This window comes from Serratia sp. Sp408, assembly GCF_057180665.1.
On sequence record NZ_JBXUFT010000010.1, the window covers coordinates 23435 to 42250 of the forward strand.

Annotated in this window: 6 protein-coding genes and 1 pseudogene; 5 read left to right on the forward strand and 2 right to left on the reverse strand. The window is 55.7% G+C overall.

The genetic code is table 11. The features are described 5' to 3' along the window. Positions 1–3 precede the first annotated feature (3 nt). From AC2AXP_RS21020 to AC2AXP_RS21035, 4 genes and pseudogenes are all read left to right on the forward strand, one after another. Positions 4–11958, forward strand: coding sequence for a hemagglutinin repeat-containing protein (locus AC2AXP_RS21020; protein ID WP_484381913.1), 11955 nt, complete (start codon positions 4–6; stop codon positions 11956–11958). Further along, positions 11945–12499: a hypothetical protein gene (locus AC2AXP_RS21025; protein WP_127913635.1), complete on the forward strand. Its 555-nt coding sequence runs from the start codon at positions 11945–11947 to the stop codon at positions 12497–12499. The genes AC2AXP_RS21020 and AC2AXP_RS21025 overlap by 14 nt, the downstream gene beginning before the upstream one ends. Before the next feature lie 223 nt (positions 12500–12722). Continuing rightward, positions 12723–13229, forward strand: a pseudogene (locus AC2AXP_RS21030) (VENN motif pre-toxin domain-containing protein); the annotation flags it as partial. Positions 13230–13632: 403 nt separating this feature from the next. After that, complete coding sequence (locus tag AC2AXP_RS21035) at positions 13633–13986, forward strand: immunity 8 family protein (protein ID WP_004956779.1); 354 nt, start codon at positions 13633–13635, stop codon at positions 13984–13986. A gap of 156 nt (positions 13987–14142) precedes the next feature. On the opposite strand, the gene AC2AXP_RS21040 is transcribed toward AC2AXP_RS21035, so the two are convergent. Together AC2AXP_RS21040 and AC2AXP_RS21045 are read right to left on the reverse strand one after the other, a co-directional pair. Then, complete coding sequence (locus AC2AXP_RS21040) at positions 14143–15801, reverse strand: AsmA family protein (RefSeq protein ID WP_484381914.1); 1659 nt, start codon at positions 15799–15801, stop codon at positions 14143–14145. Between the two features lie 130 nt (positions 15802–15931). Continuing rightward, positions 15932–17326: a nucleobase:cation symporter-2 family protein gene (locus AC2AXP_RS21045; protein WP_198773849.1), complete on the reverse strand. Its 1395-nt coding sequence runs from the start codon at positions 17324–17326 to the stop codon at positions 15932–15934. Positions 17327–17567: 241 nt separating this feature from the next. Here AC2AXP_RS21045 and gltS point away from each other — a divergent pair, with 241 nt between their 5' ends. Next, positions 17568–18779, forward strand: a complete 1212-nt coding sequence (gene gltS, locus AC2AXP_RS21050) for a sodium/glutamate symporter (protein ID WP_004956770.1) — start codon at positions 17568–17570, stop codon at positions 18777–18779. Positions 18780–18816 lie beyond the last annotated feature (37 nt).

An 18816-nucleotide genomic window follows, 5' to 3' on the forward strand; every position in this document is an offset into this window, starting at 1 on the left:
ACGATGAAAGAGGATAGACCCGTTCATGCTGGCCAGCGTTGGCTGAGCTATACCCTGTGCAGCCTGTTGGCCTGGCAGCCGTTGCTGCCCGCCTTGGCGAACGGTGTTAACGTTGCCGAAGGGAATACCCGACTCGATCAGGCTGGTAATGGTGTGCCGGTGGTCAACATCGCCACGCCTAATCAGGCGGGCATTTCCCACAATAAATACAATGAATTCAACGTGGGCAAACAGGGGCTAATCCTCAACAACGCCACCGGGCAGCTCAATCAGACCCAGCTTGGCGGCCTGATCCAGAACAACCCCAATCTGAAGGCCGGGCAGGAAGCCCAAGGCATCATCAACGAGGTTGTCGCCCCGAACCGCTCCCAGCTGCAAGGCTATATGGAGGTGGCGGGCAAACAGGCCAACGTGATGGTTGCCAACCCTTACGGCATCACCTGCGCCGGCTGCGGCTTCATCAACACCCCGAATGCGACGCTGACCACCGGTAAACCGGTGTTAGGGCCGGACGGCAAACTGCAGGCGCTGGAAGTCACGCAAGGGGCCATCAGCATTCAGGGCAAAGGACTGGATGCCAGCCAGAGCGGGAAATTTGCCCTGATCGCCCGTGCTACCGAGATCAACGCCCAGCTGTATGCCCAGGATGCCACCCTCACGCTGGGGGCCAACCGTGTGGATGCGCAGGGCAATGCGACCCCGATCGCGGGCCAGGGAGAGGAGCCTAAAGTGGCGGTCGATGCCGGTGCGCTGGGCGGCATGTATGCCAACCGTATTCATCTGGTTTCCAGCGACAAAGGCGTAGGCGTCAACCTCGGTAACCTCAATGCCCGTGCCGGGGATATCACCCTGGATGCCAACGGCAAATTGACGCTCAATAATTCGCTGGCGCAAGGCGGTACATTAACGGCGACAGGGCAAAGTATCAGCATGTTGGGTGACCACAAGGCCACCGGCTCCATCACGTTAAACAGCCAGGGGGACCTTTCCCAGCAGGGGGGGAGGCTGGTCAGTGACCAGAATATCGCTCTCACCAGCGGTGGTACGTTGCAGATGAGCAGCGGCAAGCTGATCTCTGGCAACGATGTCAGCCTGCGGGCTCGTGACGCGCGGGTGGACAGTTCGAGCCAGATTGATGCTGCCCGCCATGTCGACATGACGTTTTTCAACAGCGGTATGACGCAGGGGCAAGTGACCGCCGGGCAAAACCTCACCCTCAGCGGCGCTAGCTTGGTCAACAGCGGCACGCTGGCGGCCAATGGGGCGATACAAAGCACCCTTTCCAACCTGGCAAACAGTGGAACCGTTCAGAGCCAGGGCAACCTGTCGTTGAGCGGCCAGTCACTCGCCAACGGCGGCAGGATACTGAGTGGAGGAGCGCTGGCCCTTACCAGCCAGACGTTGGATCAAGACGGCACCTTGAGCGCCAAAGGCAAAGCCGATCTTACCGTTAAAGATACGTTGCGAAATGGCCGCTACGGCGAGTTGCTGAGCGACGACAGCCTGATGCTGTGGGCTGGAACCCTGCAACAGAATGGCCTGATCTCCGGCGCGACGGGGTTAACCCTCAACAGCGATACGCTGGCCACGGCGGCAGATTCCCTCACCACCAGCCAAGGCAGGATCGCGGTTAACGCGGGTAACGCCACGTTAGGCGGGGAATGGAATGCGGGTGGCGATCTGGCCTGGCATGGCACGACGTTGAACACGCAGCCGGGTACTCAGATACAAAGCGGGGGCAATCTCACCCTCCAGGCACAACAAGCCACGCTGGCGGGTACCCAAACGGCGAAAGGGGCATTAACGGTAGAGGCTGGCTCACTGCTGCACAGGGGTAAAAGCCATGCCGCAACCCTGGCCCTGAAGGCGGACACCCTGACCAACCAGGGCACGCTGGTCGCTCCCGTCTTGAAGATTAACAGCCAGACGCTGACCAACAGCGGCTTGCTACAAGGCAGCCAGACCCTGGAGCTTATTGCCCGCCTGATGGACAACCAGAAGGGCGGCACCGTGTATACGGCCAACGCCCTGTCGCTGGCCATCCCGACGCTGAAAAACGCCGGGCTGATCACCACCGATCGGGATTTGGTGCTCAGCGGCGATCAACTGCTCAACAGCGGTGAAATCAATGCCGTGAACCTGACGGCCAAAATCCAGCGGGTCGATAACCAGCAGAACGGTTTACTGCTGGCGAAAGATAAGCTTTCACTAAACGGTATGGGGTTGTCCAATGCCGGGCAACTGGCTGCCGATCAACTGACCCTGAACACCAACAGCATCGCCAATAGCGGCACGGTGCAGGGCGACAGCGCTCTTGCTATCAAGGCTGCGGAAGCCACCAACCGTGGGCGTGTACTCACCGGCGGTTCACTAAACCTGATTGCAGACACCTTGACTAACGCCGGGACGATGCAGGCGGTCATGATGGTCCTGTCACTGGCCAAACAGTTCAGCAACCAGCAAAACGGCTCCGTCAACGCGAGCGGCTCCCTGGTGCTGACCACCCCTCAGTTTAGTAATGACGGCCTGCTGGCTGCAACGACGCTGACCTTGGATACCACGGCCCTGTTCAATACGGGAACTCTACAAGGCAGCCGTCAACTCAATCTCGGCACCTCCACGTTAGACAACCAGCTCGGTGGCGCTTTACTCAGTGGCGGAGCACTGACATTACGGACAGATTCGCTGACCAATAGCGGATTGCTTCAGGGCCAGACACTGGATCTGTCCACCCAAGAATGGCTTAACAACGGCAATGCGCTGAGTGAACAAACGGCGAGCCTGACAGTCGCCAATACGTTGACCAACCAAGGGAAGATCCTCGGCCAGCAAGAGATGACCGTCTCTGCGGGCTCAGTGGACAACGCGGGATGGCTGGCGGCCAACCTGCTCGCCGTCGTGGGCGACGTTATCAACAAGGGGCTGGTGCAGGGTAGCCAATCCCTGCAACTTTCCGGCACTCATCTCAATAACGCAGCCACAGGCCAGATGTTATCGAGTGGGACGTTGCACCTTGAAGGCCAACAGTTGGTCAACCAGGGTGCTCTGCAGGGGCAACAACTGGCGGTGAAAGCCCAGACCTGGCAGAACAGGGGCAGTGCCCAGGCGCAAGATCGCCTGACGGCAGACCTGATCGGGGACATGCTCAACAGTGGCCAGTTACTGAGCCAGGATCGTTTTGATCTCACGGCGGCCCAGATTCTCAATCAGGGCACTCTGGCGGCAAACAAGGTGGTATTGACCGCGCCACAGCTGACCAACAGTGGTTTGCTACAGGGCAACAGCCATCTGCAACTGGCTATCCCCAATATCAGTAACCTTGCCAGCGGGAAGCTGGTCAGCGGAGGTGCGCTGGAGCTGGCGCTCGAACAACTGGATAACGCTGGCCTATTGCAGGTGAATGATGATTTGTCTCTCACCGGCCTGCAATTCACCAACCAGGGCAGCATCCTGGCGAACAACCTGAACCTTGATGTACAGGGAGGCTTGGTAAACCAGCAAGGCGGCCAACTGGTGGCCCGTGAAAATGCCACCTTCCGCAGCCAATCGGTGAACAATGCCGGGGTGTTGGCGGGTAATACGCTGGCGGTGGACAGCGGCACCGTGACTCACAGCGGCATCATGCAGGGCAATGCCGGGCTGACTCTGAACAGCACCGCGCTGAACGTGCTGGCCGGTGCACAACTGTTGAGCGGTGGTGAACTGACACTCAACGGTGGCGCAGTTACCAACGCTGGATCCTGGCAGGGGAATAGCCTGACCTTTGGCGTCGATAGCCTGGATAACAGCGGATCGATAAACGCGGTTACGGGCCTGACCGGCACCGTGGCTAACACGATGCAAAATAGCGGGCAGATGGGCAGCCTGGGGACGCTGAACCTGAGCGGCGACTATCTAACCAACAGCGGCAAGCTGGTTGCCAACCGGTTGACGCTGGATGCCGCCACGCTGAATAACACGGGATTATGGCAAGGTAGCGAGTGGCTGAATGCCCACGGTGATGCGCTGACGCTGGGGGCGTCAAGCCGTACGTTGGCAGGGGGCGCGTTGTCGCTGAAGGCTGGGCAACTGACCTCAGAAGGGTTGGTTCAGGGGGGACAAACCCACGTCACGGCCACGGGCTGGATGAACAGTGGCAGCCTGCTGGGGAGTGATTCTCTGGCCGTCAACGTCACCGATGAACTGGTGAATGAAGGGTCACTGCTTAGCCAGGGTAACAGTGAAATACAGACGCAGACGCTGACCAATGACGGTGCCGTTCTGAGCGATGGAAATCTGTCTTTGGTGGGCGCTACGTTGAACAACCAAGGTGCCGTACAGGGTAACATCCTCAACCTGACGCAGAACTTGGTGAATAACGCCGGTACGCTGATCGGCCTGCAGTCGCTGACGTTAGGCATTCAGGCATTCTCCGTCCCGTTATTGACGCTGGTGAACCGCAGTCAGGGCTCACTTCTGACGCAGGGAACGCTTTCTGTTAATGGCAGAACGGTGACCAATGACGGTCGCTGGCAGGGGCAACAGGTTCTGCTGAATGCTCAGACGTTGAATAACAGCGGCTCAATCCACAGTGCGGATGCGCTGCAAATGGCTCTGTCTGGGGCGTTGAGTTCGACGGCTGGCAGCAAAATTACCGCCAATGGTGCAGCTGTTTTACAGGCAAAGTCGTTGACCAACGCCGGGCAGTGGCTGGCAAAAAATCTCACCCTACGCGCTGACACCCTGAATAATCAGGGCGAAATCAGCGGCGTTGACGGCCTGATGGTCGCGCTAACCGGAGATTTCACCCAGCAGCAAGATAAAACCCTGCTGACGGCGGGGGACCTGAAACTGGATGCGGCCTCGGTCACCAACCTTGGGCGTATCCAGGGGAACGGCGTATGGGTTAACAGCGGTACGCTAACCAACAGCGGACGCGTACAAGGTGAAACAGGCTTAGCGCTGAACCTTAGCGGTGGGTTGACCAATAACGCCACGGGTACCCTTCTCAGCCAGAACGCACTCACCATTACCTCGCCGTACTGGGTCAACAGCGGCTTGATGCAAAGCGGTGCTGACACCCGGTTCAAAGGGACGATATCAGGGCGTAATGACGGTAGCCTGCTTGCTGGCTCCGATCTGTCACTCCATGGCTCGCAATTTACCAACACCGGTTGGCTACAGGCAGGATCCCTGTTACTGAATGCGGATGCGTTGGACAACAGCGGTACCTTGCTGGCAGAACTGCAGGGAACCTTGACCGCAGGTAGCCTGAACACTCAGGGCACGATCCAGGGAAGCAACCTGGCGTTGAATACCCAGCAACTGACTAACGGTGGCACGCTGCTTGGTACCTCCGGGCTTGGCATCAATGCCGGTCAGGTGGCGCTTCAAGAGACAGGGAAAATGTTCAGCGGGGGCGATTTACTGCTGAGCAGTGGCGATTTTGACCAGCGTGGCCAGGTCGTGGCGTTGGGCAACCTGACGCTGCAACTGGTGAACGCCTTTACTAACCAGAACGTGATTGCCGCAGGCCAGAGCCTGAACCTTGACAGCCAAGGGGCGTTGACCAACCAAGGCACTCTGCAGGGGCAGAGCATCAACCTCACGGCGTACGGCATCTTGACCAACAACGGGCAAATCACCGGCGGAAGTGGGGCCAGCATCCTCAGTGGCAACGCCATTGCCATGAACGCGGCCGGAACCCTGCAATCAGGGGGCGACGTGACCCTGAACAGCCAGAGCGATATCACCGTTGACGGGTTTACCGGCACGCTGGGCTCAATGACGCTGAATGCGGCTGGCAGCCTGATTAATACTGCCTTGCTGTATGCCGGTAACAACCTGTACCTGCTGGCCAACAGCATCACAAACCTGCGCGGTGACATCCTGGCGGGCAACAGCCTGTGGATGCAGCGTGATATGGCAGGCCATGCCAACGCTGAAGTGGTGAACAGTTCCGGCACCATCGAGACACAAAATGGTGATATCACCATTAACACCGCCCATTTGCTGAATCAGCGCGATGGGTGGTTGGTCAATGAAGAACAACAGGCCGTAACGCAGGATACGCTTTGGAATGGCCGTTCGGTTGTCGCACTTAAACTGGGTGACTTGCCAGTGGATGAGCTGGGATATTACGTAAAGACGGTACGGACTGGCGGCAGTTTTGGGCACGGTAACGGCTCAATTGATTATTACTACTATCTGGCTCCCAAGGTTTCTGCAGTCGACAAAAAGATCCTGGTTTCATCCTCTACTGTAACCGTAAGTGCTGGTGGTGGTGCGGGCCAGATTGCTGCTGGGCGTGATATGACAGGGGGAATTGCTCGGTTGGATAATATTGCCAGCAATATTCTGGCTGGTGGCAATGTGTCGCTGACGGGTGAAACGCTCAATAACGTCAGTGCAACGGCAGGGACTCAGGGAAAATATCTTACTTATCATTATGATGGTAAAACGGCAAAGGGAGAATTTAGCAAGACACTAGGCTTGGATTTCTTTAAGAAGCCACATAAAAACGGTTATATACGACAGGACGTGGACACGATTGTTCAATATTACTTAACCGGACAGCCGGAGTATGAGAGCCGTGATATCACACTCTACCGCGCTGTTATTCAGGCGGGTGGTAACGTTGTGGCCAACTTTGCCAACGATCTGAGTAATACCACCACCTCACCCAACGCAGGTGGTGTAAGTCACACTCTCAATACCCCGACGCTCAGTACCCTGAGCCAACAGACTATTGGCGGTGCCGTAGAGAAACAGTCGCTGTCAGCCGGTGATAAAGCGGCGGTCAATTCCCCTGAATGGCAAGACAGCCTACAGAATGCCCTGCAGCAGATTAACGGGGGCAGCGGCCTGGATAGCGTCACGCCTGAGCTCACCGGATTAGAAAAATATAGCGACGCTGGCCAGGGCAGTGCCAATCTGGGGGATGGAACCCAGTTACAAAATACTGCCACCGATGGCCAAGATCTGGTCGGCACGGATGGCAAAGGCTTAAACCGGTATCAAGGCAAAACGGTCGATACCAGCGCGTATCCTCTGCCTACGGGCGAGAACGGCTATTTTGTGGCGTCCACCGATCCGGACAGCCCGTATCTGATCGCCACCAACCCGAAACTGAACGGCCTGGGGCAACTCGATCCGAACCTGTTTGGCGATCTCTACGCGTTACTGGGGAGCAACCCAGGTCAGAGCCCACGTGAAACCAACGAACAGTTCACGGTAGAAGACAAATTTATCGGCTCCTCCTATTTCCTGAACCGCCTGAACCTCCACCCGGATTACGACTACCGTTTCCTGGGGGATGCGGCCTTTGATACCCGTTACGTCAGCAATGCCATGCTCAATCAAACGGGGAGCCGTTATCTGAACGGCGTGGGTTCAGATCTGGAGCAGATGCAAACCCTGATGGACAACGCCGCCAGGGCGCAACAGTCGCTGGGACTGAAGTTCGGGGTCGCGTTAACGGCGGAGCAGATCGCCTCGTTGGATCACAGCATCTTGTGGTGGGAAGCGACCAGCATCAATGGCCAGACGGTAATGGTGCCGAAGCTCTACCTGTCACCAAAAGATGTGACGATCAATAACGGCAGCGTGATTTCAGGGAAAAATGTCTCGCTCACCGCCGGTAACATCACCAACAGTGGCAGTACGCTGACCGCACAGAACGCGCTGACGCTCGAAAGCCAGAACAGCATCAGCAACCTCAATGCTGGCCTGCTCAATGCGGGCGGTAACCTGCAACTGAGCGCGATTGGCGATATCAACAATATCGGCTCAATCATCAGCGGCAAAACGGTACGGTTGGAAAGCCTTGATGGCAGCATCATCAACCAGACGCTGACGAATCAGTGGAATACCCAGGGTTCTCTGGGCGGCTGGATGCCACAAAGCCTGTCGCTGTCACGTACGGAAATCGGTGATATCGGCACCATCCAGGCCTTGGACAGCTTGAGCCTGAGCGCTGGCAACAACATCGATATTCTGGGAGCCAAATTGACTTCCGGCGGTGCAATGGATCTGCTGGCGGGGGGCGATATCAACGTCCTGGCCAACACCACCTACAGAGCCGATAAATATCAGGGCTGGCGGAACGTAAGAGAGAGCGAAACTCACAGCAGCCAGGGCAGCGAAATTAGCGCTGGTGGGCCGCTGACGGCCGATGCAGGCCGTGATGTCAACGTGAAGGCCAGCCAGGTTGGCAGCCAGAGTGATACTGCCCTGATGGCTGGGCGCGATATCAACCTGCAAACGCAGGAAGCGAGCACCCGGCAGAAAGATAACGGCACCGAACAGCGCAGTAACGATGCCACGCGCACCACCCTCACTAGCGGCGGCGATTTAACGCTGGATGCAGGCCGGGATGTGAACTCGCAGGCAGCGGCGATAGTGGCGGATAACAACGTCAACCTGAACGCCGGGCGTGACGTGAACCTCAACACCCAGCAAACCAGTGAATACCGCGAAAGCAAGGAAGGTAAACGCCAGCAGGTGGATGAGTCTATACGTCAGCAAGGAACGGAGATCGCCAGCGGGGGCAACACCACCATTCGCGCCGATCGAGATACCACCTTGAATGCGGCACAGGTGCAGGCCAGCGGTGATGTGGCGGTAAGCGCCGGGCGCGATCTGACGCTCAACAGCGCCACCGAAAGCGACTACTCCTTCTTCGAAGAAACCAAAACCAAGAAAAGGTTCCTGTCAAAGACCACCACCCACACGGTGCGGGAAGATTACGCCACGCAGGAAAAAGGCACGCTGCTGAGCGGCGACAACGTGTCGCTGTCTGCGGGTAACGATCTGACGGTGAAGGGGTCTTCGGTTGTGGGTGACGGCAAGGTTAACCTGCAAGCGGGTAACAACGTCGAGATCGTGGCGGCGACGGAAGAGCAGTCCAGCTACCGGTTGGATGAGAAGAAAAAGAGCGGGCTGATGGGCACCGGTGGTATCGGGGTGACGATTGGTAGCTCCAGCTCTCGCCATCAGGTGAACGAAGGCGGTACCACGCAGAGCCAGAGTGTCAGCACTATCGGCTCGACCGGTGGCGATGTGAATATCGTTGCGGGCGGCAAGGCACATATCGACGGTGCGGATCTGATTGCCGGTAAAAATCTCAGCGTTACTGGCGACAGCGTCGTTATCGAACCGGGACATGACCTGCGTACGGTAGAAGAGCGGTTTGAGCAGAAGCAGAGTGGCCTGACGGTGGCGTTGTCCGGTGCGGCAGGTGCAGCGGCCAACTCAGCAATAGCGGCAGCGCAGAGTACCAAAAATGAAAGCGATGGCCGTTTGGCCGCCCTGCAAGGCACCAAAGCCGCGTTGTCTGGGGTGCAGGCAGGGCAGGCCGCAGTGTTGGATAATACCAAGGGCGATGCGGGTAATGCGATTGGTATCAGCCTTTCTCTGGGGGCCCAAAAGTCGTCATCCACGCAAAAACAGGTCTCTGACAATGTCACCGGTTCGACGTTGACGACGGGTAATAATCTGTCGGTGACCGCAAGCGGCAAAGGCAGCGGTGCCAACAGTGGCGATGTGGTGATTGCGGGTAGTCAGTTGAAGGCGGGTGGCGATACCACCATCGATGCCTCTCGCGACATTTTGCTGGCCGGGGCTGCCAATTCCCAGCAGCAGACGGGGAGCAACAAGAGCATCGGCGGTGAAATCGGTATCGGCCTGAGCCTGGGTAAAGACACGGGTATCAAGGTGTTCGCCAACGTCAACGCTGGCAAAGGCAGCGAGAAAGGCACCGGTACGCAGTGGACAGAGACAACCATCGACAGCGGTAAGACGCTTGCCATGAACAGCGGGCGCGATACCACCCTGGCCGGTGCACAGGTCAGCGGTGACAAGGTGGATGTTGACGTCGGACGTAATCTGACACTCTCCAGCCAGCAGGACAGCGATCTCTACGACATGAAGCAGCAGAACGCCAGTGCGGGTGGCAGCTTCACCTGGGGCTCGATGAGCGGTTCCGGCTACCTGAACCTGAGCCAGGACAAGATGCACAGCAACTACGACTCGGTGCAGGAGCAGACCGGGATCTTTGCAGGCAAGGGCGGCTTTGACGTTAAGGTCGGCGAGCATACCCAACTGGATGGCGCGGTAATCAGTTCAACGGGCACGGCGGACAAAAACAGCCTGGATACCGGGACGCTGGGCTTCAGTGACCTGCACAATAAGGCGGACTACAACGTTGAACATGTCGGGGTCGGGATAAGCGGCGGTGGCGACTTTGGTGGTAAGGCGTTCCAGGGCAACCTGGCGGGCGGGATGCTATCGGGCCTGAACGGCAGCGGCCATGCCAGCGGCACCACGCAGGCGGCGGTGAGCGAAGGTAACATCACTGTTCGTGACCAGGACAAGCAGCAACAAAATGTCGCCGACCTGAGCCGGGATACGGCGAATGCCAACGGCAGCATTGCGCCGATCTTTGACAAGGAGAAAGAGCAGAAGCGGTTGAAACAGGCGCAGTTGATCGGTGAGATCGGTGGGCAGGCAGCGGATATCATCCGCACGCAGGGTGAGATAAACGGGCTGAATGCGGCGAAGGCCGATCTGGCGAAAGATGGCAAACTGCCGCCGGAGCCGGGAAAAAATGCCAAGCAGGAAGAGATTGACCGGTACGTCAACATCCTGAAAGACACCGCTGCGTATAAAGGGGCCATGAAGCAGTATGGTACGGGCAGTGACGTGCAGAAAGCGGCACAAGCCGTGACGGCGGCGTTGCAGGGGCTGGCAGGAGGAAATATCTCCCAGGCACTTGCTGGTGGTCTGAGCCCGTACGCGGCAGAGCAAATCAAGAAGTATACCGGCACGAATGAAACGGCCAACGCGCTTGCCCATGCGGTGTGGGGCGCGATAGCGGCGCAGGTGAGCGGCAACAGCGCTGCGGCAGGGGCAGCGGGTGCTGCTGGTGGTGAATTGGCCGCGCGTTATCTGGCAGAGAAGTTATATGGAGCAGACACGCCAGGAAAAATTGCTAAACTGAGTGAGGAGCAGAAGCAGAGTCTCAGTGCGCTGTCGACGCTGGCAGCGGGTTTGGCAGGCGGTGTGACGGGCGATAGCACCGCGAATGCTCTGGCGGGTGCTCAGGCCGGCAAGAATGCGGTGGAGAATAATGCGCTGAATGCAACTGACGAGAAGCAACGTCAGGATGCGAAATGGTTGCTGCCGTACTTGGAAGGTGAGAAGAAACAGCAGGCAGAGCAGTTAATTAGTGACCTGAACGCGAAGGATAAGGCGTTTGATGCAGCGATTGATGATGCGTGTAAGAGCTTGTCTTCAGCGCAATGTAGCGGGTTGCGTCAGGAACTGACCGCGATGGGCAAGAGCTACGACGAACAGATGGACGGTCAGTATATTGGCACGATGGCCAGTGTATACAAAGAGGGTGCTGATAAAGTCGATGGTCTGATGTGGCAATACGCAACCGCAGACGCTCAAGCCCAGAAAGCCAAAGACATCCAGACCATCGCCAGTAACTGGGGTGTCAGCATCGAAACAGCGTCTGCGCTGTATACCGGAATGGCGATAACACACACCACAGCAGCTATAGGTGGTGCTGTATGGGGGTTGAAAGGCCCAAGTACTGTAACTGTATATCGTGTTGAGGGAGCACCAAACACTCGTATTTTAATTGGAGACAACGGGCAGGTTAGCATCACTGGCAGTACAACGTTATATTTAAATTTTGGTGATAAAGCCAGGGCGCTGGAATTCTTCGAAAAACGTGGCACTCAGAATATGGATGGTGCAACGATAAAAACGTTTGAAGTACCTCACTCTGTTCTGGATGATTTAAGAAATACTGCTGTGAAAGAAAGTGTTGCTCGATTGCCAGAAAATAAAGGAAAACCTGTTATTGCTGATCCAACGAAAGCTAAGGATCAATATGGAATAAGGCCCGAAAAACTGAAAGAGTTACAAGGCAAAATCATTCAGGGGACAGGAAAAGATGCAAGTAAGTGATGAAAAATTGCGGCAAATATTACTGGAGAGGGAGAGGTTGCAAAACCCTCCCCAGTCAACAGAAAAAGCTACTGGTGTTGGAATCGCCAGATTCATTGTGTCCTGTCATGATGTACGCGCAGTATTAGACTTGGCAAAAGAGGTGCTAATCACTGTAAATAATCATTCTACGCAAAACTGGCCTTCTCTTGATGAATGGTCAAATGTTCTTCCATCACAGTTTGTTGATGGTTTTTTGCCTGAACCAACTGAAACAGAAAGAGAAAAGCAAATTCAAAACTGGGGAGGGTTATCTTATGAAGAAAAGCTTACTGAAGCTTCCATCGATAATGAATGGACATTATCATCATGGTTATCTTGGCTAGAGCCTGGTGAGCGAGAATGGTTTTGGTGGAATGCAGTGTTATTTGATGCACCGTTAAATAATAGCCATTTCATAATCGAGGTAACTGCTCTTGACTCCCCTTTTATGTCTGGTGCTTTGAAATGGTTATTTAAAGTCTGTGGGGCGGAGGAAGTTATCTCAGAAGATGATTTATAAATCCAAATCCCAGCAAAGTTAGGTCTAGGTTCCTAAACCTAAGCCCTAAATTCCCCTTTTCTCCCGCCAGATCACACAGGGGAAAATGGCGTAGCGGGCTGAAAAAGCACGTCTGGGAAAAAAGTTGCCTAGGTTAAAGTTCATAGGAAAAAATTTTGTAATATTATGATTTTTTTATTAAAAAGCCCGAGCAACGACGAGCTTCGCACTGGATGAAGTTGTTGTGGAGAATAACTATCTGAGTCATGCCCAAAAGGCTCAGAAGAAGGAAGAACTGGCAGAATGTAAGACTGTTGCCTGTAAAGCTCAGACCGAAGCGAAATGGACGGCGATTGATCTGGGGCAGGATGGCAGCTTCGCAGCAGGAATGATCGCCGGAGTTCCGGCAGGGCTGTATGATGCCGTTGACGGGATAGTGAAAACAGCCAGCAGTCCGCTTGAAACCTATGCAGCGTTGAAATCGCTGTTTAACAGCGGTGATGTGCTGGGCAATGTCTCGGATGCAGTGAAGCAATCCTATATTGATCGCATTGATCGAATGGAAGCGGAGTACCAGAGAGCCGGGGCCAGCGGATCGTTTAATGCCGGTGTTGAGGGCGGTAAGCTGGTCACGGATATAGCCGGATTGTTGGCTGGCGGTGCTGGCGTTGTGAAAGGTGGTGCGGTACTTACGGAGAAGGTTGTTGCGAGGGTCGCAGGTAAGGCTGAATCAGCGATTGTGAATGCAGGAAAAGCAACCAGCGGAGCTGAGAATGCAGCACTCTATCCGAAGCTGAAAAACGACCTGTTGCAGCAGAATCTGAATAATATAGCGAAGCAGGATCCGAGGCTGGCGGCAGCGGTTAAGGGTAGCGGCACAATAAACCCTAATTTCTCTGTCGGCATGGGAACAGCGACTGAAGCTGAGCGGTTAGGTAAAATTTGGGTAGGGGATGGTGCTAAATTGTTTACAAATCAAAAAGATTGTCCTGGTTGTTTGGTTAGTGCAGACGGCTCTCGTTTATACAGACCGCCAACGGAGAAACCAAATACCCCAACTCAATATAATCCTACAGGTGTACAGGCTAATTTCCAGGTGCTAGAGGTTAATCCCACTACTGGTAAGTCGGTAACGGACATATGAATATAAACCAATGAAAGCGATATTAAGAGGTATGTGGGTTGATTCTGCTGATTTCAGCCTGGAAAGTTATCAACCTGATGAGAAAGACTGCTTTATCTTATTGGTTAACATTAAGATAGGGCCAGAGAGTGAAATAGGTTCGGATTATTTCCAAGTAAATATCTGCACCCCGGAATGGCTCTGCAAGCACCAGTGGCTACCTGAACTGATGCGCCACACACTGCTGGTACGTAAATACGATCTGGATGAGATCACCAAAACCATCACGGATTATATCGATCAGTGTGAAGGCAAAGACTGGATGGAAATAGCACAAAAGCTCTCTCGCGTATTTGCCTGGGAATATGAAGACTACCAACCTTAAACGACAATCCCGGCCAACTGGCCGGGATCTTTGCTTCTAAGCCCTAAAAACTTCCTCTTCCCGCCGCTGTAACCGGATCACTCCGGTTGCAGCGGTGACCTTGATCTCCCCCCTGAAAACAGTACCAGGCTAAACTGGAGTATCCGGTCCTTCTTATCACGGCACCTGCTGCTCCAGAGTCTGCCCATTCTTGCTGGTAGCCTGCAACTGGCCCTTCAAAGACGCCTTAAACGGCCCATCGCTGTTCAACAAGCCTTTCAATTGCAGTTGCAGATTGCCATCGCCCTCCAGCGGTACCGGCTGCCATCCCCATTGCTGCAAGGTATTCAACGGTATCGAACGGCCATTCAGTGCCAGGGTGAACGGCTTGCCCGGCAGTTGCGACACGCTGGCTTTGGCGTCCAGCAAGCCATTCGGCATAAACGCACTGAGTTCGGTAACGGCAATCTGCTGCGGATCTGCCGTTAGCGCCAGAGAAGGGCGCCTGACGTCGATCTTGTTAAAGGTGGCTTCACTGGCATTCAGGGTCAGCGAGCCTGAACCAATGCCCCAGTGATGATCGTTCGCCAGCAGCAAATTGCTGCCATAACCGTCCAGCGATGTCAGCTGGAATGGGAATTCGGGATTGATATCAATGATCAGGTTGCGGTTGGTGGTCAATTTGGTGACGTACACCTGCGCCAGCCAGTCCGGCAGCGGTTGCAGCCACAGTTCGCGCCAGTTTTGCGGCAGAGTGTATTCCAGCGCCACCACGGCGACATCGTCCAGCTGCAGGCGATGATTGGCGCGCAGCCAACTGCCGGAGGCGCGCAGCAGCCCGCCTTCCCAGCGCGAAGTGAACTGCTCGATGGCAATGCCCGCTGGCGACAGTCGCATATTGATGATCGGATCGATCAGGTGGACACGGCCGTTGATCATATCGCCGGCGTTGAAGTTCAGTGAGCCGTCCTGGCTGCTCCAGTCCCCCTGATGGAAGCTGACGTTTTGCAGCGACAGATCGAGATCGTTAAATGCCCACTCTTTGCCTTCCAGCCGCGCATCAATCAGATCGAAACGTTTTACGGTGACCGGCGGCAGGACGGTAAAACGTTGCCAAAACTGGGTCAGCGTCTGCGGCGTTTGCAGCCGTACATTGCTCAACCGCAGACGTTCCACCAGCCAACTGCCATCGGCGGCGCGGCTGGCCTTGCCGGTCAGATCACCCTGCGCCAGGTCGGCGCCGAAATCGTTCAGCAACAGCCGATTTTGTTTGATTTCTCCCTGTACCAGCACCTGGGAGGCGGGGATACCGTTCAGCGACAGTGAACCGGCGCTGAACTGGAACTGGTTGTTTTCACCCAGTACATAGCCGGCTTTTGGCTGCCATGGCGTAATGCCGGCATTGACCTTCTGCGCGTTGAGCTGCCAATCGGTATCGCTGGATTGCAGCGCCATATTGCTCAATTGCAGCACGTCCGCCTGCAATGGCAGCGCGGCCTGCGGCTGCAAGTTCAGCGTACCGTCGCGCAGCGTGACGCTGTGGAAATAGCGCGGGTTGGTAATTTGGCGCAGACTCAAGCCGAGATCGATCCGTTTGGCGGCCAGCGACTGCGGCTGGTTGCGGCGCGTCAGCGTCACCTCTTCCAGGCTGATTTGAGCCGGCTGACGCCAGGCATGGCTGATTTTGCCTATGCTGAGCCGATAGTCGCTGTTATCGCTTACCCAGTTGCCGAGCCGCTCGGCGGCCCAACGCGTTTGCCCGATGACATACAGCAGCACTAGCGCGAGCACTACCAACAGCAGCAACGTCAGCAACAGTTTCCCGATAAATTTCATCGCCTATACCTGCGTCGGTCAAAAAAGATACCCTGTTTATGCCGTAATTGGCCCATCATCTCAAGGGCAATGGTCTGATAGGCAATAAAAAAACGGCCGATGGAGGCCGTTTTGTCACATCGCGCGGAGATTATTCTTTTTCTTGTGGGAACAGCAGATTCAGCACGATAGCGGTAATGCCGCCGGCGGCGATGCCGGAAGACAGCAGGGTCTTCAGCCAGTCTGGCGCAAACTGCAAAATCAGCGGTTGCTGTGAAACCCCCATGCCTACCGCCAGCGACAGGGCCATGATCATGATGGCGCGACGATTGAGCTTTTCACGTGAAACGATGCGTACGCCCGACGCGGCGATGGTGCCGAACATGACGATGGTCGCACCACCCAGCACCGGTTCGGGAATGTGCTGTACGAATCCGGCTACCGCCGGGAATAGGCCAAGCACAATCAGCATCAGCGCGACCACGAAGCCGACGTAGCGGCTGGCGACGCCGGTCAGTTGGATGACGCCGTTGTTCTGGCCGAAACAGGAGTTCGGGAAGGTATTGAACACCGCCGAGAGCATCGAGTTCAGGCCATTGGCCAACACCCCGCCTTTCAGACGCTTCATGTACAGCGGGCCACTGACCGGCTGCTCGGAGACGTCAGAGGTGGCGGTGATATCGCCGATGGTTTCCAATGAGGTGACCATAAAGATCAGCATTAGCGGCAGCAGCAGGTTCCAGTCGAAGCCCAATCCATAATACAGCGGCGTCGGGATGGTGATCGGTGAGCCCGGCGGCACCGGCTGGGTTGCTGGCAACATGTCGAGCGCCCAGGCCAGCAAATAGCCGACCGCCATGGCGATTACCAGCGATGCGACGCGCAGATACGGGTTGCGTTGGCGGTTAAGCAGGATAATCACCGCCAGTACCGCGCCGGCCAGGAGCAGATTTTTTGGCGTCCCGAAGGTGTGATCGTTCATCGCGGCATAGCCGCCGCCGATCGACGTCAGGCCGACCTGGATCAGCGACAGCCCGATAATCATCACCACGATACCGGATACCAGCGGCGTAATAATGCGCCGTGCCAGATGCAATACGCGCGACAGTAGAATTTCGGTACAGGAGGCGACCATCAGGGTACCGAACAGCGCAGCCATCATGGTCGGCACATCGGCGCCGCCATTTTTCAGCGCCAGGCCGCCCATAATCAGCGGCGAGACAAAATTGAAACTGGTGCCCTGAATCGACAGCAGGCCGGATCCGACCGGACCCCAGGTTTTGATTTGCAGAATGGATGCCAATCCGGAGGCAAACAGCGACATACTGATAATGTGTTGCGTGTCCTGTGCCGGCAGGCCCAGCGCCTGACAGATCAGCAACGCCGGAGTAATGACGGCGACAAACATCGCCAGCAGATGCTGACCGGCGGCAAACAGCGTTTGCGGCAGCGGTGGGCGATCTTCCAGTCGATAAATCAGTTCACTGTTGCGGGGAGTCGTTGAGACGGACTTTGCGGCATCAAGCTCGGCGGATGGCATGGTCATGGTGAGGCATTTTCCAGAAACGGCAAAGAGCGCATTTTAATCGCCCAGGCAGCAAAAGCAAACGGTTGCGCCTAAATATTATGTTAGGCTGTTTTTATGTTATGTCGCATTTTTATTCATTTTTTCTTGTTTTTTCAGCGGAATTTTCTTCTAATCCTGCACTCGTCAAGTTTAAAAACGATATGGTTTTATATAACTTATTATTTTAATTGGATCTTTTCCCCTCACATGGAGTAGCTAGATGTTTCATCTCGATACTTATGGCACGCTAGTCGCGGCAACCCTGGTTTTGCTCCTTGGGGGCAAATGCGTTAGAACCATCCCCCTGCTCAGAAAATACACCATTCCAGCCCCGGTTGCCGGTGGTCTGCTGGTTGCTCTGTTGCTGCTGATCATGAAAAAGACCGTTAACTGGGAAATCAGCTTCGATATGTCGCTGAAAGATCCGTTAATGCTGGCGTTCTTCGCCACTATCGGTCTGAACGCCAATCTGGCACGGTTGCGCGCTGGCGGCAAGGCGCTGGTGGTGTTCCTGTTTGTGGTGCTGGGCTTGCTGCTGGTGCAGAACGCCATCGGCATTGGCATGGCGAAAATGCTGGGGCTGGATCCGTTGATGGGTCTGATCGCCGGTTCGATCACCCTGTCGGGCGGTCACGGTACCGGTGCGGCCTGGAGTAAGCTGTTTATCGAGCGATATGGCTTTGAAAACGCAACGGAAGTTGCGATGGCCTGTGCGACCTTTGGTCTGGTATTGGGTGGCCTGATTGGCGGGCCGGTAGCGCGCTATCTGGTAAAACACTCCTCTACCCCGGAAGGTTCGCCGGATGACAGTCAGCAACCGAGCGGTTTTGAAAAGCCGGAAAGCGGCCGTCTGATCACCTCATTGGTAATGATTGAAACCATTGCCATGATCGCCATCTGTTTGAGTCTGGGACAGTTGATTTCCGGTCTGTTGCTCGGCTCGGTGCTTGAACTGCCGACCTTCGTCTGCGTGCTGTTTGTCGGCGTGATCCTCAGCAATACCCTGGCGTTTACCGGCTTCTATACCGTATTTGAACGTGCGGTGTCGGTATTGGGCAACGTCAGCCTGTCGCTGTTCCTGGCGATGGCGCTGATGAGTCTGCGACTGTGGGAACTGGCCTCGCTGGCATTGCCGATGCTGGCTATCCTGGCGGTTCAGACGCTGGTAATGGCGCTGTACGCCATTTTCGTTACCTATCGTATCATGGGCAAAAACTACGACGCGGCGGTACTGGCTGCCGGGCACTGTGGTTTTGGCATGGGCGCAACGCCAACGGCGATTGCCAATATGCAGGCGATTACCGATCGCTTTGGTCCGTCGCACCTGGCCTTCCTGGTAGTGCCGATGGTTGGCGCATTCTTCATTGATATCGCCAATGCAATCGTCATCAAGCTGTATCTGCTGCTGCCTGTTTTCCCGGCGGTTGGCTAACGCGAATTGCTAGAGAAGGGCAGATGAGCATCATGCC

Bases quoted from the DNA above. Each gene is read 5' to 3' on its own strand.
- AC2AXP_RS21020 (WP_484381913.1), top strand. From the start codon at position 4: ATGAAAGAGGATAGACCCGTTCATGCTGGCCAGCGTTGGCTGAGCTAT.
- AC2AXP_RS21025 (WP_127913635.1), top strand. From the start codon at position 11,945: ATGCAAGTAAGTGATGAAAAATTGCGGCAAATATTACTGGAGAGGGAG.
- AC2AXP_RS21035 (WP_004956779.1), top strand. From the start codon at position 13,633: ATGAAAGCGATATTAAGAGGTATGTGGGTTGATTCTGCTGATTTCAGC.
- AC2AXP_RS21040 (WP_484381914.1), bottom strand. From the start codon at position 15,801: ATGAAATTTATCGGGAAACTGTTGCTGACGTTGCTGCTGTTGGTAGTG.
- AC2AXP_RS21045 (WP_198773849.1), bottom strand. From the start codon at position 17,326: ATGACCATGCCATCCGCCGAGCTTGATGCCGCAAAGTCCGTCTCAACG.
- gltS (WP_004956770.1), top strand. From the start codon at position 17,568: ATGTTTCATCTCGATACTTATGGCACGCTAGTCGCGGCAACCCTGGTT.